Annotated in this window: 16 protein-coding genes; 13 read left to right on the top strand and 3 right to left on the bottom strand. The window is 70.0% G+C overall.

The annotated features are described in order from the left end of the window. Positions 1 to 189: 189 nt before the first annotated feature. Together IPK71_20945 and nadE are read left to right on the top strand one after the other, a co-directional pair. Positions 190 to 1,725: an alpha/beta fold hydrolase gene (locus tag IPK71_20945; GenBank protein ID MBK8216205.1), complete on the top strand. Its 1,536-nt coding sequence runs from the start codon at positions 190 to 192 to the stop codon at positions 1,723 to 1,725. Between the two features lie 182 nt (positions 1,726 to 1,907). Beyond that, complete coding sequence (nadE, locus tag IPK71_20940; protein MBK8216204.1) at positions 1,908 to 2,882, top strand: NAD(+) synthase; 975 nt, start codon at positions 1,908 to 1,910, stop codon at positions 2,880 to 2,882. A gap of 85 nt (positions 2,883 to 2,967) precedes the next feature. Here the strand turns inward: nadE and IPK71_20935 are convergent, their stop codons facing one another. Genes IPK71_20935 through wecB form a run of 3 tightly spaced genes read right to left on the bottom strand, consistent with a single transcriptional unit; the run spans position 2,968 to position 6,181 of the window. Next, positions 2,968 to 3,960 (bottom strand): DUF2804 domain-containing protein, encoded by a 993-nt coding sequence (locus IPK71_20935; protein ID MBK8216203.1) that lies wholly within the window; start codon positions 3,958 to 3,960, stop codon positions 2,968 to 2,970. Next, complete coding sequence (locus IPK71_20930; protein ID MBK8216202.1) at positions 3,960 to 4,997, bottom strand: hypothetical protein; 1,038 nt, start codon at positions 4,995 to 4,997, stop codon at positions 3,960 to 3,962. The genes IPK71_20935 and IPK71_20930 overlap by 1 nt, the downstream gene beginning before the upstream one ends. A gap of 53 nt (positions 4,998 to 5,050) precedes the next feature. Next, on the bottom strand, positions 5,051 to 6,181 hold the full coding sequence (gene wecB, locus IPK71_20925; protein MBK8216201.1) for a UDP-N-acetylglucosamine 2-epimerase (non-hydrolyzing): 1,131 nt from the start codon (positions 6,179 to 6,181) through the stop codon (positions 5,051 to 5,053). A gap of 101 nt (positions 6,182 to 6,282) precedes the next feature. On the opposite strand from wecB, the gene IPK71_20920 reads away from it, so the two are divergent. The 11 genes from IPK71_20920 to IPK71_20870 all read left to right on the top strand — a co-directional run bounded on the left by IPK71_20920 (position 6,283) and on the right by IPK71_20870 (position 19,485). After that, entirely contained in the window at positions 6,283 to 8,169 is a 1,887-nt protein-coding gene (locus IPK71_20920) for a hypothetical protein (protein ID MBK8216200.1), read from the top strand. Between the two features lie 56 nt (positions 8,170 to 8,225). Further along, the gene (locus IPK71_20915) at positions 8,226 to 9,152 is read left to right on the top strand and encodes a hypothetical protein (GenBank protein MBK8216199.1); all 927 of its coding nucleotides are present in this window, start codon (positions 8,226 to 8,228) and stop codon (positions 9,150 to 9,152) included. Then, entirely contained in the window at positions 9,149 to 10,495 is a 1,347-nt protein-coding gene (locus tag IPK71_20910; protein MBK8216198.1) for a hypothetical protein, read from the top strand. Before IPK71_20915 ends, IPK71_20910 begins: the two co-directional genes overlap by 4 nt. Beyond that, a complete protein-coding gene (locus IPK71_20905; protein MBK8216197.1) occupies positions 10,492 to 11,586 on the top strand; it encodes a glycosyltransferase family 4 protein in 1,095 nt (364 codons plus the stop codon). Before IPK71_20910 ends, IPK71_20905 begins: the two co-directional genes overlap by 4 nt. A 35-nt stretch (positions 11,587 to 11,621) precedes the next feature. Beyond that, a complete protein-coding gene (locus tag IPK71_20900) occupies positions 11,622 to 12,995 on the top strand; it encodes an efflux RND transporter periplasmic adaptor subunit (GenBank protein MBK8216196.1) in 1,374 nt (457 codons plus the stop codon). Continuing rightward, entirely contained in the window at positions 12,992 to 13,711 is a 720-nt protein-coding gene (locus tag IPK71_20895; GenBank protein ID MBK8216195.1) for an ABC transporter ATP-binding protein, read from the top strand. The genes IPK71_20900 and IPK71_20895 overlap by 4 nt, the downstream gene beginning before the upstream one ends. After that, entirely contained in the window at positions 13,708 to 14,886 is a 1,179-nt protein-coding gene (locus IPK71_20890) for an FtsX-like permease family protein (GenBank protein ID MBK8216194.1), read from the top strand. The genes IPK71_20895 and IPK71_20890 overlap by 4 nt, the downstream gene beginning before the upstream one ends. A gap of 11 nt (positions 14,887 to 14,897) precedes the next feature. Continuing rightward, positions 14,898 to 16,064: an ABC transporter permease gene (locus IPK71_20885; GenBank protein MBK8216193.1), complete on the top strand. Its 1,167-nt coding sequence runs from the start codon at positions 14,898 to 14,900 to the stop codon at positions 16,062 to 16,064. Positions 16,065 to 16,151: 87 nt separating this feature from the next. After that, positions 16,152 to 17,291: a hypothetical protein gene (locus IPK71_20880; GenBank protein ID MBK8216192.1), complete on the top strand. Its 1,140-nt coding sequence runs from the start codon at positions 16,152 to 16,154 to the stop codon at positions 17,289 to 17,291. Positions 17,292 to 17,639: 348 nt separating this feature from the next. After that, positions 17,640 to 18,533, top strand: coding sequence for an SUMF1/EgtB/PvdO family nonheme iron enzyme (locus IPK71_20875; GenBank protein MBK8216191.1), 894 nt, complete (start codon positions 17,640 to 17,642; stop codon positions 18,531 to 18,533). A 124-nt stretch (positions 18,534 to 18,657) separates the two neighbouring features. After that, positions 18,658 to 19,485, top strand: a complete 828-nt coding sequence (locus tag IPK71_20870; protein ID MBK8216190.1) for an SGNH/GDSL hydrolase family protein — start codon at positions 18,658 to 18,660, stop codon at positions 19,483 to 19,485. Positions 19,486 to 19,504: the final 19 nt, after the last annotated feature.

Below are 19,504 nucleotides of genomic sequence, written 5' to 3'. Positions count from 1 at the left end.
CGGGTCGGCCCCCCCGGGCGAAGCGCCCTCGACTCTGATGGATTCCGCGGCGATTTTCCACACTTCCCGCCGGCCCGCCATTTTGCCGGGGGCGGGTGTATGCTCGAGTCCTACGTGGTAGACTTGTCGTTTGGTGCCCGGTCCGTGAAACGGGCCTGCCCAAAGCCCTCTCGCCTCCATCGGAGACCCATGAAGCACCTCGCTTTCGTCGCAGCCCTCTCGTCCACCCTCCTCGCGACCGTCGCGTTCGTCGGTTGCTCCGAGGACAAGCCCATCGAGAACCCGCCCGGCACCTGCGATCCCGCGAAGGAGCAATGCGAGGACGGCGGGAGCGGAGGGCTCACGCTGAAGACCCCGGCCATCCCCTGCGCCGATGCCCCCGCCAGCATCTACGACGCCCCGGGCGCGGCCCTCGCGGCCGACCCGTCGAAGCGCGGCGAGGTGCTGAAATGCGGCGCGGACGCCGAGCTCTCCAAGGAGGCGATCGCCACGAAGCTCGCCGAGGTCGGCTACAAGGGCAAACCGCCGACCACCGGCGCTCGCGTGTTCAAGATCCAGTTCCAGACCGAGCGCGGCGACGAAAAGGGCTCGGCCGGCTACTCGAGCGGCATCGTGTACGTGCCGACGACGCCGAGGGCCGACAAGCTCCCGGTGGTCGTGGCTGCGCGCGGGAGCCGTGGCCAGGCCGCGGCGTGCACCGCCTCGAAATTCGATCCGGCGGCCGAGTCGGTCAACGACGACCTCTACAGCCTCGTGTACCCGCTCGTCGGCGCGGGCTATGCCGTCGTCCTCCCGGACCTCGCGGGGTACGCGGGGTACGGCGCCGCCGGCAACCCGCCGAGCGTCTACGCGGGTGCGGCCGACGTCGGCAAATCGACGCTCGACTCGGCGCGCGCCATCCGCAAGCTATTCCCCGTCCTCGACCCGAAGGTGGTCCTCGTCGGGCACTCGCAGGGCGGGCACTCGGCCCTCTCGGCGCTCGCGCTCGCCGAGAGCTACGGGGCCGGGCTCGACGTGGCCGCGGTCGCCGTGTACGCCCCCCTCTGGCTCTCGCAGCGCTCGTGGGGCGCGGCGCTCTTCAGCGGCGTGAGCAAGGACTACCCCATCGCCACGTCGCCTTCGATCACGGCCGTCTCGGCCTGGTACCACTACACGCACGCCGAGCTGCTCGACGGCCCCGGCGAGGGGAAGAAGCTCTTCGCCCCCGGAAAACAAGACCAGGTGAAGGCGTTCGTCGACAGCACGTGCTGGTCGGGGAAGTACCCCGCCCTCGAGGCCCTCGGGACCTTCCCGGAGGACATCTTCGATCCGGAGTTCGTGAAGAAGGTCGCCCTCGTCTCGGCGGGCATCAACGACTGCGATCCGGCCGACACGGTCTGCGTGAAGTGGCAGAAGCGCTACAAGGACGACCGCCCGCGCCTCACGGGCAAGGCCGCGCAGACGCCCATGCTCCTCCTCTACGGCGGCAAGGACACGACCATCCCGCCGAACCGCATGCAGTGCGCCCTCGATCGCCTGAAGCAAGACGGCACCAAGACGACCGTGTGTTACGAGGCCGACGCCACCCACGGCGGCATCGTCGATGCGCGCGCCGACTACGTGGCCGACTGGGTCGCGAGCGTCACGCTCGGCGCACCCGCCCCTGCGGCGTGCCCCGCCGACGAGAAGGCGCTCACGGACGACGGCGGCGCGATCAAGTGCGCCACGCCTCCCCCGAACGACTGAGAATCGTTCGACTTTTCGCAACCGAAGGGAAATCGTGCGGGGCACGGTTCCTCTTCGATCCCGAGGGCGGAACCGTGTAACCTGAGCCCGAGCGGCTCGGGGGGCTCGGCCCGCCCTTCCGCCTTTTTCGGAACCACGAACCGCGCCTCGGCGAACCACGAGGCGCGGAGGAGACGCGCGACATGGCCTTCAGCAAAGACGTTCTCAACCTCGATTGCGCCCAAGAGACCGAGCGCATCGTCGCCAAGCTTCGTGAGCAGGTCCTCGGCACGCTGAAGCGCAAGGGGCTCATCGTCGCGCTGTCCGGCGGCATCGACTCGAGCGTGGTCGGCGGGCTCGCCGTGCGCGCGTTCGGCAAAGAGAAGGTGTTCGGCCTCCAGCTCCCCGAGAAAGAGAACTCGGACGACACCCGCAACCTCTCGGCGCTCATGTGCAAGCACTACGGGATCGCGTTCGCCGTCGAAGAGATGAGCGCGCTCCTCGAAGGCGCGCGCGCGTACGGGCGCCGCGACGAGGCCATCAAGACGGCCATCCCGGGCTACGGCCCCGGCTGGAAGAGCAAGATCGTGCTCCCGTCCGTCGTCGACACGGACTCGTACCGCGTCTTCTCGGTGGTCGCCCAAGACCCCGAGGGCAAAGAGCACCGGGCCCGTCTCCCGCTCGAGGGCTACCTCGGCATCGTCGCGGCGACGAACTTCAAGCAGCGCTGCCGCAAGATGCTCGAGTACTACCACGCCGACCGCCTCAACTACGCGGTCGCGGGCACCCCGAACCTCGTCGAGTACGACCAGGGCTTCTTCGTGAAGCTCGGCGACGGCGCGGCCGACGTGAAGCCCATCGCGCACCTCTACAAGAGCCAGGTCTACGCGATGGCCGAGTACCTCGGCGTGCCCGAGGAGGTACGTCGTCGCCCTCCGACCACCGACACCTACTCGCTGCCGCAGTCGCAGGAGGAGTTCTACTACTCCCTCCCGTACGACAAGATGGACCTCGCGCTCTACGCGAAGAACCACGGCGTCTCGGCGGCCGAGGCGGGCCCCGTGCTCGGGATCTCGGCGGAGCAGGTCGAGCGCGTGTACCGCGACATCGAGGGAAAACGCGCCTTCGCGAAGTACCTCCACGCCGCCCCCATGCTGGTGGCCGAGCCCAAGGGCTGAAGCGGACGGCCCATACGAAGCGGCGCTCTTCGAGACGAGGGCGCCGCTTCGGCGTTTCGAAACGCGTGTTCCTAGGCGAAGGTCGTCACCACACGACGCTCTGGTCCTCGGTCACGCCGAGCACGTCGGTGAGCCGAAGCTCGCGATCGCCGAGGCGCATCGCTCCCGAGTAGAGGCCCACGGGCTGAACGAAGCTCGCGCGTACGATGCCGAGGTTCGTGCGATCGGCGTGCGCGCCGAGCGGGGCGAAGTCGAGGCGTGTCTCCCCCGTGGTCGTCCCCACGGCCCACGGGGACGTCGCGTCCTTGCCTTCGATGCGCCCCTCTCCGAGCGGGTACACCTTGCCGTCGTAGAAGGCCGCACACTCGGCCTCACGGACGAAGCCCTCGACGAGGTTCAAACCGAGGGGCACCCCGTCCACTTTCCCCATCAAAAACGCCCACTTCCAACGCGTATGGCGCGGCATGAACCCGGCCGAGTAGTCGTACCCTGCCAGCGCGCCGTCGAGCGACACGCGGTCGTCGCCCACGGTCATGTCGCCCCTCACGTCGAGCAGGAGGCGCTTCTCGGTCGTGGTGAAGAGGCCTCCCTCGGTGGGAGCGACGGCCGAGATGGGCGGCGGCGCCTTCTCTCCGTCGAGCTCGGCGTCCAGGCGAAGGCCACGAAAGGCGGCGCTCACGTGGAACGTCTGGCCCGCGGCCCGACGGAACGAGGCGCGCCGCGCACCGAAGGAGAACGTCGCGTGGGCACCGGGCCCGGTGGTGTCGGAGACGTCGACGGAGGTCACGGGGAGGATCGCCGTGTCCCGCTGGACGATGCTGCCGCGCGCCTTGTCGAGCACGAACGAGAAGGCGTTCGCCGCGTACCCGAGCCGCACGATCGCCATGGCGGCGAAGTACCGCTCGGTCGCGAAGGCCAAGTAGACCCACCGCTTCAAGCGGCGAATCCGCACGAGAGCCGAGGCCGCGCTCGCGAAGTCGAGGGCCCCCAGCGAGCCCTCGTACGAGCCCGCGCTGGCGCGACCACGGACGACGACGGGGGAAGGAACCGGACCGAGCACTCGCCCCTGCGCGACCATCAGGCCCTCCTCGCCACGATCGCGGGCACCCACGGGAGCTTCGCCTCGACGCGCTTCAGCGCCTGCTCGGGGAGACGGAGCACCTTGCGCACGAGCGAGCCCTCCGGGACCGCCCGCGGCACGACGATCGGCGCTCTCTCCGTGCCGTCGCGGAGCCTCCGCGCGAGGGCCCCCACGGTGTCGACCTCGAAGTGCTCGGCGTTACGCTCGAGGAACCTGCACAACGACCGAAACCTTAATAGATTCAACGTATTAGGCCTGCCCACTTTCCCCTCGATCGAGTCGATGTGGCAGAGCTCGAACGAGTGGGTCACCACGGTCACCTCGCGGAGGCCGAGCGCACGCGCCTTCCACAAATAGTCGACCGTCTCGAGCCACGAGACCGCCGTCACTTGGAGGTGGCGCATGCCGCCCCCCCGCTCCTCGAACGTGCTCACGGGCAGCTCCCACACGCCGTGCGGCGCGCGAAAGAGCGCCGAGCCCGCGTCGTCGAGCCGCATCTTGCAGTTCTTCTCGAAGTAACACGGGTTGAAATTGGACGAGACCACGAGCCCCGCTGCGGCCATGGCCTCCCAGGTGCGGTTGTCCGCTCCGAAGTTGCCGGCGCGGAATCCCAGGACCTCCGGCACGCCGCACGACTCGAGGATGCCCTTCCCCTCGCGGAGGAGCTCGGTCTGCGTCGGCACGTCGTAGCTCCCGATGTCGTCGTTCGCGGGCGAGAGACCGCGGGTTCGGTAGTCGGCGACGCGCTGGATCGGGTGGGTGTGGAGCTCCACGTCGTGGCCGCGGGTGACCATCGCACGGCAGGCCTCGGCGAGCCCTTCGCGCCCGAACGTGTGGGAGCCGAGCGCCTCGGTGAAGAAGGTTCCTTTGAGCCCCGCCGCCTCGAGCTCGTCCATCAAGAGCTCGATCCCGAGCGCACGGCGCTGGTTCGCGAAGCGCCCGAAGACGCGCAAATCGTAGCCCTGGAGCGGCTGGCTCGCGCCGCGCTCCTCGGCGCACTCGACGTCGACCGTGATGTAGACGCGTGTCCTCATGTCTCGCTCGTCCTCTCGCGCGTGCGTGCGGTTCGGGTGCCTTCGGCGGCGCGTCAGCCGAGGCGGCGCCCGAGGTCTTCGACGATGCGCGCCGCGCTCTTTCCGTCCCAGAAACGCGGGACCTTCCCGGCGCGTTTGACCTCCTCGATGCGCCCGTACGCCTTCAAGATGGCGTCTCGCCCCGTGCCGACGAGCTGGTTCGTGCCCTCCTCGCACGTGACGGGGCGCTCCGTGTTCTCGCGCAGCGTGATGCACGGGACGCCGAGCACCGTGGTCTCTTCCTGCACGCCGCCCGAGTCGGTGAGCACGCACTTCGCGTTCGCCGTGAGCTTCATGAAGTCGAGGTACCCCTGAGGATCCACGAGCGAGAAGAGCTTCGGGTCGAGCGTGATGCCCGCGTCGGCGAGGCGCTTTCGTGTGCGCGGATGCACGGGGAAGACGAGCGGCAGCTCCCGCGCGATCTCGCCGAGCGTGCCGAGCAGCCCGCCGAGCGCGACGGGGTCGTCGACGTTGCTCGGGCGGTGCAAGGTGACGAGCCCGTAGCGCTCGGGGGCGAGGCCTAGCCGCTCGAGCACGTCCGATTTTTCGGCCTCGGCGCGCGCCGAGACGAGCGTGTCGATCATGACGTTCCCCACGAACACGGCGCGATCCTTCGACGCCCCCTCGCGCTCGAGGTTCGTCATGCCGGCCGGATCCGACACGTAGAGGAGGTCGCTCACGGAGTCGGTGAGCTTGCGGTTGATCTCTTCGGGCATGTCGTCGTCGAAGCTACGGAGACCGGCCTCGACGTGGATCATGAGCGGACGCTGCCGCGCCTTGCCCATGTAGGTGTACGGCGCCTTCAAGAAGAACTTCGACGTGACGACCGCGCACGCCACGGTGGAGTTCACGTCGCCGACGACGAGCACCCCCTCGGGTTGCTCGGCCTCGAGCACCGGCTCGAAGCGGCGCATGATCTCCGCCGTCTGTTGGGCGTGCGACCCGGAGCCCACCTCGAGCTCGATGTCCGGTCGCGGGATGGCAAGATCCTCGAAGAAGACCTTCGAGAGCTTCTCGTCGTAGTGCTGCCCCGTGTGGACGAGCTTCGCGCGAAACCGCGAGTCGGCGGCGAACGCACGAAGGATGGGGGCGATTTTCATGAAGTTCGGCCGCGCACCCGCGACACAGAGGATCGTCGACGCCATGGTGGGGTCGAGACTACCCGCGGGGCGTGGAGGCGGGCTCCCAAAAACGCGATTTCAAGGTCCTTCGCGGAAAGTCCCGTCTCGGGGTAGTCTCGGGCGCCATGGCGAGACGAGCTGCCGAACAGGGCCCTGCGAGACCGCCGCCCGAGGGCGCGAAGCCTCCCCCGTCGACGCGACCACGCGACGACGGCCCGCGCGCGCCACAGCTCACCGCGTCGGCACGCGACGAGGGAGTCCCGCTCGCACGTGTCGCCGAGCTGCTCGACCGCCTCGCCGCGGCCGAAGAGGCGCAGTTCGTGCGCACCTGGATCGAGACCCTGTCTCCGGACGGCGATGCCGCCCGCAAGCTCGAGCCGGGCCTCGCCGTGCGCCTCTTGCGCGCCTACCGCGAGACAGGGAGCCTCGACCGGGCCCGCGAGCTTTCGTCCGAATTCCGAACGATTCCGGCACATTGGCCCCCGGCCGACACGGCGCGGCTCGCGCTCGAGCGCGCCATGCTGGCCATCTTGGACGGTCGCGTCGCGGAGGCCGAGGAGGGGCGAGCCCAGGCGGCGCGCGCGCTCGCCCACGCGCCTTCGGGCACGGGCCTGCGCGAACAGCTCGACATCCACCTCGTGGCCGCGGAGCTCGAGCTCCGCCGAAACGACGTCACCGCCGCGGCGCGGTCGCTTCGTCTCGCCGAGCACGTCGCCGAGCGCCTCGGCGAGGGTGCGTTTCGGGTCGCGGTGTCGATGTCCCTCGGGCATTTGGCGATGCGCCTCGCGGACCCGAGGACCGGCGCGAAACACTACCGAGAGGCGCTCGACCGCGCGCCCTCCCGGGGAACGGCCGCCATGCGGGCCCACGCGAACCTCGCCATCGCGCTCGGGTCGACGGGCGCCATCGAGGCCGCGCGCGAGCACGCGGACGCCGCCGTCGCGACGGCCGCGCAGGTGGCCGCGGGTTGGCGTCACGCGGACGCCTACGACGTGCTCGCCATCGTCGCGATCGCGGCCGACCGACCCGACGAGGCGATCGAGGCCGTCGAGGCGGCGTTCGGCATCCTCGGCTCGCAGGAGCAGCCCACGCTTCGTTACCAGCTCGCGAGCCACAAGACGTTCGCGCTCGCGGCGGCGGGCAAGGGAACCCAGGCCAAGACGTGGCTCGCGAAGACCGAACGGCTCAAGGCGGAGCTCGGCCAGGTCGACGCCATCGACGCCCAAGACCTCGTGGCGACGCGCGCCCGGACCTTCGAGGCCTCCGGGGCCTTCGAGGCGGCGATCGAGCTCGGGCTCTCGCACGTGGAGAACCTGCCCCACGCGTTCGTCACCGGCACCTTGAACTTGGTCGTGGGGCGCGCGGCCCTCGCCGTGGGCAAGCTCGACGTGGCGAAGTCCTGCATCGAACGGGTTTGCCTTTCGGGAGAGCGCCACGGTTGGGTGTTCCCCGAACGGCGAGCGAGCCGAGCGCTCTACGAGCTCGGCTGCCGCTCCCACGACAGCCGGGTCGTGAGGTATGCGCAGCGTGTCCTCGGGCAGTCGTCGGCGGTGCGGCTCGCGGACGTCACCCTCGGGCCCGAGGGCGAAGAGACCTGCTACGTCACGACGCGGGAAGGCGTGGCGCGCGCCCCACGGAGACCACTCCCCGAGAGCGTGGGCGCGGCGACCCTCGTCGTGGATACCCTCACCCACGAGCTCCGGGTCGGCGCGAAGAAGAGCTCTCTCGAGCGTAGGCGGGCGCTCGAGCCGCTCGTCGTGGAGCTCCTGCGGCGGGCGAAAGAGGGGCTCTCGGCCGAAGAGATTTTGCGCGCGGCAGGCGGCCCGGGTCCCGACTCGGCCGACGCCGAGCACCGCGTGCGGGTCCTCGTCTCCCGCGTCCGAGACCTCCTCGGCGACCCGGCGCTCGTGACGCGGGTCCGGGACGCAGGAGAGCACGGGAAGACGCGCTACCGCCTCGCGGACGACGTCTCCTTCGCGCTCGTCGAGCCCGCCGCGGCCGGCGGAGGGTAACGCCCCCAAGGCGCCGATCCTCGCCGAAAGACAGGCTTTTGTGGTAGCAAAGCGTCGTGCCACGGGCGTACCTCACCGTCACGATCGACACGGAGTGCGACAAGGCCCCGCGGTGGCTCGTTCGTAAACCGCTCGCCTTCGTGGGCGTGACCACCGGCGTTCGGGAGCGTCTCGAGCCGCTCTTCGCGAGCTTCGGGGCGAAGGGCACCTACCTCGTCTCGGGCGAGGTCCTCCGCGATCCGGCCTCCGTCGAGGTCCTCGCGCGCTCGTCCGGGGATCTCGGGACCCACCTCCACGCCGAGACGGTCGAGCCCGGGGCCTTCGTTCCCGACGTCACGGCGGCGTTCCAGCGCGACCTGCCCGAGCCCGAGGAGCGCGCGAAGCTCGAGACGCTCACCGCCTGGTTCGACGACGCGTTCGGGAGGGCTCCGAGGTCGTTCCGTGCGGGGCGCTTCGGGGTCGGGAAGCACTCGCTCCGCATCCTCGCCGACCTCGGCTACACGGTCGAATCGAGCGTCACCCCCGACATGGACTGGGCCTCCGCGGGCGCTCCGGGCCTCGCCTTCCACGGCGCCCCCACGCAGCCGTACCACCCGGCCTGGGACGCGCCCGGGACCCCCGGCAACTGCCCGCTCTGGGAAGCCCCCATAACCATACGTAAATATTGGGCAAATAGCCTTCCGTGGGTAGGCTCGAGGGTCGACCCGCGTTGGCTCCGCCCCACCCACGCGTCCGGCGACGCCCTCGCCCGGCTCGCGCGCGACGAGATCTCTGCGCACCTCGCGTCGGGCTCCCGCCGGCCGCCCGTGCTCACCTGCATGTTCCACAACGTGGAGATCGTCGAGGGCCTGAGCCCCTACGCGAAGACCCGCGGCGAGGCCCACCGCATCCTCGGCGCGCTCGCCGGGCTGCTCTCGTTCTGCGCGCGCGAGGACATCGCCACGGTCGGCCTCTCGGACCTGCCCGAGATCCTCGGCACGTGAGCGACCCTCCGGCACCGTCGGAGGCCCCCCGAGAGCGGGGCGTCGGGAGGACGGCCCTCGGGCTCTTGCCCGCGCAGATCGTGTTCCGCGGGGGCGAGGCGATCTTCCCTTGGCTCCTCTCGACGTGGTTCGGGCGCTCCCACACGACGGACGTGTACACGTTCGCGTGGGCGGTCTTCACGTTCGCGGGCTCCCTCGTGTTCTCGGCCTACCAAGACTCGGCGCTCGTCCCGCTCCTCGCCGAGGTGAAGCGCGAGTCCCCCGAGGAGCTGCCGCGGTTCCGGGGCGCGCTCCTCGCGCACACCGTGGTCTACGGGAGCGCGCTCGCCCTCGCCGTGTCGTTCGTCGCGGCCGCGTATTTCACCGTGGTGTACTCGGGCCCCGACCGCGCCATGGCGGAGCTCATGGTGCCGGGCTTCTTCGCGTACCTCATGGCGCTCTCGCTGAAGACCTTCTTCGGCGCGCAGGCGAACGCGGAGCATCGGTACTTCGCGCTCCCGATCGCGAGCGCGTTCGGCACGGCGGTCTCGGTGAGCGCCCTCTTCGCGGTCCGGCGCTTCGGCCCCGTGGGGATCCCGTACGCGCAGCTCGCCGGGGAGCTCACGACCCTCGCCGCCCTCGTGCGCATGTCCCGCGGCCTCCGGTTCTCTTTCACTCTCGAGCGGCCCCCTGCCCTCGTGCGCACCGGGAAGCTCATCGTATCGGAGGTCTTCGGCGCCGCGATCACCCGGGTGAACCCCTCGGTCGATCAGCTCTTCGCCGGGCTCGTGGGGGTGGCCGGCGGCGGCACGATCCTCCGGCTCACGGGCGACGTCGGCTCCCTCCCGACGTCCATCCTCCAGGCCGCGATGCTCTCGGTCTTGCTGACGCACCTCTCGGAGGACTCGGCCAAGCGCGACTACCTCGCGTTCCGCGCCAAAACGACGCGGGCGGTGCGGGTCGCGTTCGCCTCGCTCGCGGCCTCTTGCGTCGTCCTGTACGCCATCCGGGCTCCGCTCCTCCGCGTGGTGTTTCTGCACGGGGCCATGGATGGGGAGGGCGTGTCGCGCATGGCCGAGGTGCTCCCCTACTACCTCGTCGGCATTCCGCCGTTCGGTGTGCTGCTCGTGCTCGTGAGGGCCCACGTCGCGGCGCAGAACAGCGGCATCATGGTGCGGATGGGCATCCTCAACGCGGCGCTCAATTTCCTGGGGAACGCCATCCTCGGCAAGCTCTTCGGCCTGCCGGGGATCGCCTTGTCGACGAGCCTCGTGCACGCCCTGCTCGCCATCCTCCTCCATCGGCTCCTCGCGCTGCGCCTCGCGGAGCTCGACGGCACGGGTCGGCCCGAGGGCGCGCGATGAGCCCTCCCAAGATCCTCCACGTGGTGTCCGCGGGCGAGCTCGGCGGGGCCGAGAGGATGCTCTTCGACCTCGTCCGGCACGACACGGAGAGCGCCCACGCGGTCGCCCTCTACTCGCCGAGCGACGCGATCGTGCAGGCCTTCCGCGAGCGGGTGCCGGAGCTCCACGTCCGCCGCGTGCGCTCCGAGGGCCCCGTCGCGATGCTCGCGCGCGCCTACGGGAGCGCCGAAGCCGAATGGCTCGAGCGCGCGTGGAAGAGCACGGCGGCGAACGTCCTTCATCTCCATACCTTCGGGGCGCAGGTGGTCGGCGCTCGTGTGGGGCGCGCCCTACGCGCGCCGATCGTGCGGACGGAGCACTCGACACGCGTCTTCGACGACCCGAGCTGCTGGGCGCTCGTTCGGTCGACGATCGAAGACGCCCGAGTGTCCTGCTCGGTGAGCGAGGCCGTTCGTCGTGTGGCCCTCGCCAAGGCGGGCGCGCGCCTCCGCGACGCGCGTGTCGTGCCGAACGGCGTCGACGTCGACACGTTCTCCCCGCTCCCGAGGCGCTCCGCAGCGAGAAAGCGGGTCGCCATCGTCGGCCGAATCGAGCCGCGAAAAGGCGTCGACATCGCGCTCGAGGCCCTCGCTCCGTTCCAGGACCTCGAGATCGACATCGTCGGCGACGGGCCCGACGCCCCCGCGATCCGCGCGCTCGCCCGCTCGCTCGGGATGCTCGGTCGGACCCGGTTCCGCGGCCACGTGACGGACGTCCACGCCGCGCTCGGCGAGGTCGACCTCGTCGTCTCGGGGGCACGAAAAGAGGGCCTCGGGCTCGCCCTCCTCGAGGCCATGGCCGCACGAAGGCTCGTGGTCGCGACGCCCACCGGTGGTGTGCCCGAGTTCCTCCAGGAAGGACGAACGGGCTTTTTGGCCGCCAACGGGTCGAAAGGCGCGCTCTCCCGCGCCGTCTCCCGCGCCCTCGCCGTCCCGGAAGCCACGACGGAAGCCATCCTGGACCGCGCGGCCACCCTGGTGCTCTCGCGCTTCTCGGTCGGGGCGATGTGCCGCGCCTATGCCGCGATCTACCGCGAGCTGCTTGCACACTGAGCAAAAGATCAGTATCCAGTCCTGGTGAAGGATTCATGGTCACCCGGGCTGCCAGGCAGGCACCGACCGGCTATCCATTCGGGCCAGGCTCGCGGGACGCGAGCCCAGGCCCCGGAGCCCACGTGACGACCGACGAGAACCTCTCCCGCGACCTCCAGTCGCTCCGCATCGATCGATCTTCGCGCGGCGCGAAGACGCGCCCCCCGGCTCCCCTCGCGGATCGCGCAGAGACCGACGCCCCCCGCCCGGGCTCGCCCGCGCTCCGCACCTTCGGAAGGGTAGTCGGGGCGCTCGTTCTCTTGGGAGGCCTCGTGGTCGTAGGAGGGAGCCTCGCCGCGCGCGCGGAGGCGAGCTTCTTCAAGACCGAGGTCGCCTTCACCGAGGTCGGCCAGCTCTCCCCCTCGCAGGCTCAGGTCGAGGTGACCTCGACGGGTTACGTCGTCCCCCAGGTCGTGGCGAAGGTCGGCACCAAGGTGATGGGCAGGATCGTGAAGGTCTCCGTGCGCGAAGGCCAGAAGGTCAAAGCGGGAGACGTCCTCTTCGAGCTCGACCCGAGCGATCAGAAGTCGGCCGTGGCGGCCTCGAACGCGCGTGTGCTCGCGGCCGGCGCCAAGGTCGAGGCGGCGCGCGCGCAGCTCCGCGAGGTCGAGATCCAGCTCGCGCGGCAGAACGAGCTCGTCAAGGTGGGGGCGGCGCCGAAGGCCTCGGCCGACGATCTCGCGGCCCGCGCGGCCACGCTGAAGGAGCAGGTTCGGTCGACCGAGGCCGACGCCGTCGCCGCCCGGGCGGACGTGGCGCAGGTCTCGGTGGGCCTCTCGCAGACCACCGTGCGCGCCCCGATCGACGGCGTCGCGGCGACCAAGCCCGCCGAGCTCGGAGACGTCGTGGGCCCCCAGCAGACGCTCGTCGAGCTGGTCGACTTCGCCTCCCTCCTCGTCGAGACCGACGTGCCCGAGGCGCGGCTCGGAAAGATCCGCCCCGAGGGGCCCTGCGAGATCGTCCTCGAGGCCATCGACGGGCAGCGTTTCCCCGGCAAAGTCGTCGCCGTAGGTCCGCGCCTCAACCGCTCGAAAGCGACGGCGCAGGTCAAGGTGCGCTTCGACGCCCTCCCTCCCGAGATCCGGCCGGAAATGTCGGCCCGCGTGGGGTTCCTCGCGCGCCCTCTCCGCGAGGACGAGCGCCGCGCCACCGTCCGTACCGTGGTCCCGCTCGCGGCGGTCACGGGCGCCGAGGGGGCGAAGGTCGTCTTCGTGGTCGAGCGCGACAAGGCGAAGCGCACCCCCGTGACGCTGGGCGAGACGCTCGGCACGGACGCCGTCCTCGTCGCCGGGCCTCCCCCTGGCACGAAGCTCGTCCGCGATCCGAACGGCCTCGTCGACGGACAGCCCATCAAGGAGAAGGCCAAATGAGCGACGCCTCCACACCTGCCCCCATCCTCATTTCGGTCAAAGGAGTCGGGAAGAGCTACACCCGTGGAGGCGAGACGCTCCACGTGCTCGACGGGCTCGATCTCGAGATCCCCGAGGGCTCCTTCCAGGCCCTCATGGGCCCGTCCGGGTCGGGCAAATCCACGCTCCTCCACCTGCTCGCCGGCCTCGACAAACCCACGAAGGGCACGATCGAGGTCGGGGGCCAACGCATCGACCGTATGAGCGAGGGTGAGCTCGCGCGCTTTCGTGCGGAGAACGTCGGGTTCGTGTTCCAGTCGTTCAACCTCATCCCGGTCCTCACGGCGCTCGAGAACGTCGAGCTGCCCCTCCTCCTCACGAATCTCCCCGCCGTCGAGCGGAAGCGGCGCGCTCAAACGGCGCTGCGGGTCGTCGGGCTCGAGGACCGCATGGGGCACCTGCCGAAGCAGCTCTCGGGCGGCCAGGAGCAGCGCGTGGCGATCGCGCGCGCCATCGTGCACGACCCTCGCGTGATCGTCGCCGACGAGCCCACCGGCGATCTCGACCGCAAGAGCGCGGACGAGGTCCTCCGCCTCCTCGAGACCCTCTCGCGCGAGCTCGACAAAACGATCCTGATGGTGACCCACGATCCCATGGCGGCCGAGCGCGCGACGGTGCGACTCCACCTCGACAAGGGGCGTCTCCGCGAGGGCCCGGCGACGCACGAGGGGCCATGAACCTCGCGACGCTCGCGGCCAAGAACCTCTGGCGGAACCGCGTCCGCACGGGGCTCACGATCGCCGCCTCGGCCATCGCGGTGCTTACGTTCATCACCTTGAGAACACTCGTCTTTTCGTGGACGAGCGCCTCCGAGGTGGCCGCCAAGGACCGCGTCGTCACGCGCCACAAGGTCACCTTCGTGATGCCCCTCCCCAAGAAGTACGTGGACGACGTGCGCGCCCAGAAGGGCATCCGGGTCGCCACCTTCGCGAGCTGGTTCGGCGGCAAAGACCCGAGCCACGCCGACGAGTTCTTCGGCACGTTCGGCGTCGACCGCGACAAGTACTTCGACGTCTACGACGAGATGCTCGTCGGGCAGGCCGAGCTTACCCGCTTCAAAGAGGAGAAGCGCGGCGCCATCGTCGGCGACCTCCTCGCGAAGAAGCTCGGCTGGAAGGTCGGAGACAAGGTCACCCTCGAGAGCGGCATCTACCCGGCCGACCCGGATAGCCCATGGACCTTCACCATCGTCGGCATCTACACCGCGACCAAGAAGTCCATCGACCGCATGAGCTTCATCTTCCGGTGGGACACGCTCAACGACGCCCTCCCTGCGAGCGGGCGCGACCAGATCGGCTGGATCGTGAGCCGCGTCGACGATCCGTCCCACGCGGCCGACGTCGGGCTCACGCTCGACAAGGCGTTCGACGTGCAAGACACCCAGACCTTGAGCCAAGACGAGGCCTCGTTCAACGCGTCCTTCCTCGCGGGCATCTCCGCCGTGCTCCGAGCGGTCGACATCATCTCGGCGGTCATCCTGGTCATCATGACCCTCGTCCTCGGCAACACGATCGCCATGGGCGTGCGCGAGCGCACCTTCGAGTACGGCACGCTGCGCGCGATGGGCTTCCGGCCGGGGCACGTCGTCTTCTTCGTCCTCGCCGAGGCGGCGTTCGTCGGCGCGCTCGGGGGCATCGTGGGCGCGCTCCTCTCCTACCCGCTCGTCGAGCGCGGGCTCGGTCGCTACCTCGAGGAGAACCTCGGCAACCTCTTCGTCTACGTGGGCGTCCCGCGCCATGTGCTCGTTTTGGCCCTCGGGCTCTCCGTCGGCCTCTCGGTGCTCGCGGCGATCCTGCCCGCGCGCGCTGCCGGCAACCTCCGCGTGACCGAGGCGCTCCGGCGTATCGCCTGAGGAATTTCGCAATGGTTCCGATACGATACAACTTTCGCAGCTTGGCCGTCCGCAAGGCCACCACGCTCGCCACCGCGCTCGGCATCGGGCTCGTCGTGTTCGTGCTCGCCGTCGCGATGATGCTCTCCAACGGCATCCGGAAGACGCTCGGCGCCTCGGGCCATGCGGACGTGGCCATCGTCCTGCGCAAAGGCTCCGACAACGAGCTCGGGAGCACCCTCGAGGACGCGCAGGTCGGCGTGCTCACGTCGCTCCCCCAGGTGAAGCGTGGCCCGGACGGCGCTCCGCTCTCCGCGGCCGAGGTCGTCGTGGTGACGGCCTCCGAGAAGATCGGCGCGGTCGGGGTGACGAACCTCCAAATCCGGGGCGTGACCGACGACGTCCTCACCTTCCGACCGAGCGTGCACGTGGTCGAGGGCCGCGCCCCGAGGCCCGGCGCGGACGAGGCCATCGTGGGCCAGCGGGTCCGCGGGCGCTTCCGGGGGATGGACCTCGGGCAGACGTTCGACATCAAGAAGAACCGCCCGGTCACGGTGGTCGGCATCTTCGAGGACGGGGGCTCGTCGCACGAGTCGGAGGTCTGGGTCGCCCTCGACACGGTGCGGAGCTCCTTCGGCCGCCAGGGCATCCGCTCGGCCGTGCGCGTGCGGCTCACGTCACCCGAGGCCTTCGCCGACTACCAGCGCGCCGTCGAGCAAGACAAGCGCATCGGTCTCCAGGCCATGCGCGAGACGGACTTCTACGAGAAACAAAGCGAAGGAACGGGCCTCTTCATCTCCATCCTCGGCACGCTCGTGTCCGTCTTCTTTTCGTTCGGCGCCGTCATCGGCGCGGCCATCACGATGTACGCCGCCGTGGCCAACCGGAGCCGCGAGGTGGGCATCTTGCGCGCCCTCGGGTTCTCCCGCGGGGCCATTCTGTTCTCGTTCGTCTCCGAGTCCGTCATGCTCTCCCTGTTCGGGGGGCTCCTCGGGACCGTCTCTTCCCTCGCGCTCGGGGGCCAGAAGATCTCGATGATGAACTTCGCCTCGTGGTCGGAGATCGTGTTCTCGTTCGAGCCGACGCCCGGCATCCTCGTGACGGGCCTCCTGTTCTCGCTCGCCATGGGGGTCGTCGGCGGCTTCCTCCCCGCGCTGAGGGCCGCGCGCGTCCCGCCGGTGGCGGCCATGAAGGGCTGACATCCTACCGATATCACTGACATTTCTATCGTCGGGCGCGCTCACCGCGCTTGACCGCTCGCGCGGCGCGATGGTGCAGTAGGGCCCATGCATCGGGTGTACCTCTCTCCCGGGATGTTCGGGTTCGCCGAGCTCGGCGCCTTCGGGTACTTCGCGCACCTGCGGTCCGCCCTCCTCGACGAGCTCAAGTACCTCGGCCTCGACGCCGAGGTGCACGTGGTCGACGTGCCGCCGACCGCGTCCATCCGCAGGCGCGCCGCACGGCTCGCCGAGGCCGTGGCCGAGACGTCCGGCCCCCACGACGACATTCACCTCGTCGGGCACTCGACCGGCGGCCTCGACGCCCGCCTCGTGGCCTCCCCGTCGGCTCGGCTCCCCACGGGACCGCACACCCGCGACTGGATCCCGCGCCTCCGCTCGGTGACGACCATGAACACGCCGCACTACGGCACGCCGCTCGCGAGCTTCTTCGCCACGAAGGCCGGCCAGCAGATGCTCTACGCCGTGAGCGCCTTCACCTTCGTCGCCCTCACGCTGTCGGCCCCCCCGCTCACCGTGGCGAGCGCGCTCGTCCTCGGGGTCGGCCGCATGGACAAGGCGTTCGGGCTCGAGGTCGACATGCTCGGCCGCCTCACCGAGTCCCTCCTCGGGGTGCTCGAGCCCGCGAAGAGCCGCGAGGTCCGCGCGTACCTCGACGCGATCAAGGGCGACCAGGGCGCCGTGATCCAGCTCACGCCGGAGGCCATGGACCTCTTCCAGGCCGGCGTGGAGGACCGCGCGGGCGTCCGGTACCAGTGCGTGGTCGGCGCTGCGCCCCCTCCGACCGCGCTCGGCCTGGCCAAACACGCGCTCTCCCCGTGGCGCATGCTCTCCCACGCCCTCTTCACGACGCTCTACGGCATCACGGCCCGCTACGACGACACCTACCCGTGCGCGGCCGCCGTGCTCGCCCCGTCCACCGAGCGCCTCCTCGACGAGGGCATCGGACGGCTCCCTGGCGCCCGTTCGAACGACGGCGTCGTGCCGGTGCTCTCGCAGGTCTGGGGAGACGTCGTTTGGGCCGGGCACGCCGACCACCTCGACGTGCTCGGCCACTTCCATGGCCCGCTCGCCGGATCCTCGATCGAGGAGATCGCGCACTCGGATTGGCTCACGAGCGGCGCCCAATTCGACCGCGCCGACTTCGCCGCCATGACGCAGTCCGTCGTTCGAGGAATGCTGCTCTGACGCGGCCTTGGTGTCTACGTGATTTCAAGCACTTAGACATCAACCTTAAATGGCACTTCGAGCGCCAGATCCGCTGGAGGACAGTGAAAGTCCATGTGCCGCGGGGTCGCACCTTATTGAAGGGCCTGGGCCGTTTTTGATTTCCCTGCCGGAAACCGACCGGTACACCCGAGGGCGTCGCGAAGATTGTTTCGCGGCCCTAGGGCTGCCGGGTCATACCCGTCGGCCGTATCCCGGAGGTAGCGGTTGAGACTTTCCCGGAACGCCCTGCCTGGGCACGACGATTCCCTCTCCACGAACGCCCCCCTCGCCAGGGCGCTCTGGATCGTGCCCGCTCTGGTTTCTGCCTTGGCAGTTTCGGCGAGTCTCTCGGGCTGCACCAAGCCCGCCCCCGGTTCGAGCGGCGAAGGGCCGGCTCTCCCCACCCAGAATGCGCTGCACCGGGCGTTCACCTCGAGCCCGTCCGCGAAGAACGCCCACGTCGCGTCCTTCGGAGACGGCCTCAAGCTCGTAGCCGAGCCGCGTAACGCGGAGGGCGTCCGTTCGGGCTCCTTGCTCGAGCCGCAAGCCTCCCCGCTCGCGTCGTCCCGGGGCCCGTGCCCGGCCGGCATGGCCAGCATCGATGGCAAGTACTGCATCGACCGCTACGAGGCTTCCCTGGTCGAGGTGCTCCCCTCCGGCGAGCAGAAGGCCTACCCGTACTTCCTCGGCATGGAGGGGCACGAGGTGCGCGCCGTGAGCCTGCCCGGCGTGAAGCCGCAGGCGCACATCAGCGAGAAACAGGCTCAAGCCGCCTGCAAGGCCTCCGGAAAGCGCCTCTGCAAACCTCAAGAGTGGCGAAAGGCCTGCATGGGCCCCGAGCAGACCACCTGGGGCTACGGCGAAAAGAAGGAAGAGGGCCGCTGCAACGACCACGGCCGAAGCCCCATCGGCGTCATCTTCCCCCTCGCGGCCAAGACCTGGGGCTGGGATCAGCTGAACGACGAGAAGCTCAACCAGGTCGAAGGCACCCTCGCCGAGACCGGCTCCCACGCCGGCTGCACCAACGGCTACGGCGTCTACGACATGGTCGGCAACATCCACGAGTGGGTCGACGATCCGGCCGGCACCTTCCAGGGCGGGTACTACCAAGACACCCACCTCAACGGAGACGGCTGCGGCTACCGCACGACCGCCCACAACGCGGTCTACCACGACTACTCCACGGGGTTCCGCTGCTGCGCCGACGCCGAGTCCCCCTGAACGTCCGATGACTGCGGCCGAAGGCACGCCCCACGGGGTGTGCCTTTCGCCATTTCGGCACGCGCCGCTTTTTCGTCCCGCGTCTCTCTCGACAGGACGGGCGAAGCTCGCCGACAATGCGGGGGTGAAGGCCGGGCTCTCTCCTCGTGGCACGGCGGCGCTCGCCGCGACGTGTCTCCTCCTCGCGCTCACGGGCTCGGCGTGCGTCGACAAACCTGCCGAAGAGCCGCCGGCCCCGCCCCGCCGTCCCGCACCGACGAAGCTCCCCGCGAAGGTAGCGCCCGCTGCCGCCCCCGAGGCCTCGGCCCCACCGGTCGAGAGCAAGAAGCCCGAGGCGGCTCTGCCCCTCCCGCGGGACCTCAAGGGAAAGACCGTGCTCCACGCCGGCGACTCGATGGTCGGAGGGAACGGGGGCCTCGCGAAGGCGCTCGGGCACTACTTCACGGCCGAAGGGGCTCGCTTCGTGAGGGACGCCGAGGTGGCCGTCTCGATCCGTAAGTACTCGCAAGCCCCCAGGTTTCGGCGCCTGCTCGACCACTACAAACCCGACATCGTCATCCTCACGCTCGGCGCGAACGACGTCTTCCTGCCGTACCCGGAGTACTTCGGCGGGTACGTCGAGAGCATCGTGAAGACCGTGGGAGCCCGCGAGTGTTACTGGGTCGGGCCGCCCACGTGGAAGCCGGACACCGGCATCGTCGCCGTGATTCGCGCACACGCCGGGGCATGCAAGTTCTTCGACTCGAGCTCGCTCGACATCGCCCGCGCGAAGGACCGCATCCACCCGAACGACGAGGGCGGCGCGACCTGGGCCGAGCACTTCCTCGCGTTCTTCGAGGGCAAAGCCGCCCCCGCTCCCCACCCCACGGTCTCCCCCGCGGACGAGCCCGACGATCGCACGCTCCGACGCGGCGGCACGGTCCGCATCGGGGCGAGCGCCAGCGAACGCTGATCGCCCGAGGCCCGGCTGT

Source organism: Myxococcales bacterium (assembly GCA_016712525.1).
Classification (GTDB): domain Bacteria; phylum Myxococcota_A; class Polyangia; order Polyangiales; family Polyangiaceae; genus JAAFHV01.
Note: the sequence above shows the minus strand (reverse complement) of the source record. Positions and strands in the feature narration are given on the sequence as shown.

What these genes read in the sequence shown, in the direction of transcription:
- IPK71_20920 (MBK8216200.1), top strand. Translation starts at nt 6,283, where the DNA reads ATGGCGAGACGAGCTGCCGAACAGGGCCCTGCGAGACCGCCGCCCGAG.
- IPK71_20890 (MBK8216194.1), top strand. Translation starts at nt 13,708, where the DNA reads ATGAACCTCGCGACGCTCGCGGCCAAGAACCTCTGGCGGAACCGCGTC.
- IPK71_20900 (MBK8216196.1), top strand. Translation starts at nt 11,622, where the DNA reads ATGGTCACCCGGGCTGCCAGGCAGGCACCGACCGGCTATCCATTCGGG.
- IPK71_20885 (MBK8216193.1), top strand. Translation starts at nt 14,898, where the DNA reads ATGGTTCCGATACGATACAACTTTCGCAGCTTGGCCGTCCGCAAGGCC.
- IPK71_20945 (MBK8216205.1), top strand. Translation starts at nt 190, where the DNA reads ATGAAGCACCTCGCTTTCGTCGCAGCCCTCTCGTCCACCCTCCTCGCG.
- IPK71_20935 (MBK8216203.1), bottom strand. Translation starts at nt 3,960, where the DNA reads ATGGTCGCGCAGGGGCGAGTGCTCGGTCCGGTTCCTTCCCCCGTCGTC.
- wecB (MBK8216201.1), bottom strand. Translation starts at nt 6,181, where the DNA reads ATGGCGTCGACGATCCTCTGTGTCGCGGGTGCGCGGCCGAACTTCATG.
- IPK71_20905 (MBK8216197.1), top strand. Translation starts at nt 10,492, where the DNA reads ATGAGCCCTCCCAAGATCCTCCACGTGGTGTCCGCGGGCGAGCTCGGC.
- nadE (MBK8216204.1), top strand. Translation starts at nt 1,908, where the DNA reads ATGGCCTTCAGCAAAGACGTTCTCAACCTCGATTGCGCCCAAGAGACC.
- IPK71_20880 (MBK8216192.1), top strand. Translation starts at nt 16,152, where the DNA reads ATGCATCGGGTGTACCTCTCTCCCGGGATGTTCGGGTTCGCCGAGCTC.
- IPK71_20930 (MBK8216202.1), bottom strand. Translation starts at nt 4,997, where the DNA reads ATGAGGACACGCGTCTACATCACGGTCGACGTCGAGTGCGCCGAGGAG.
- IPK71_20895 (MBK8216195.1), top strand. Translation starts at nt 12,992, where the DNA reads ATGAGCGACGCCTCCACACCTGCCCCCATCCTCATTTCGGTCAAAGGA.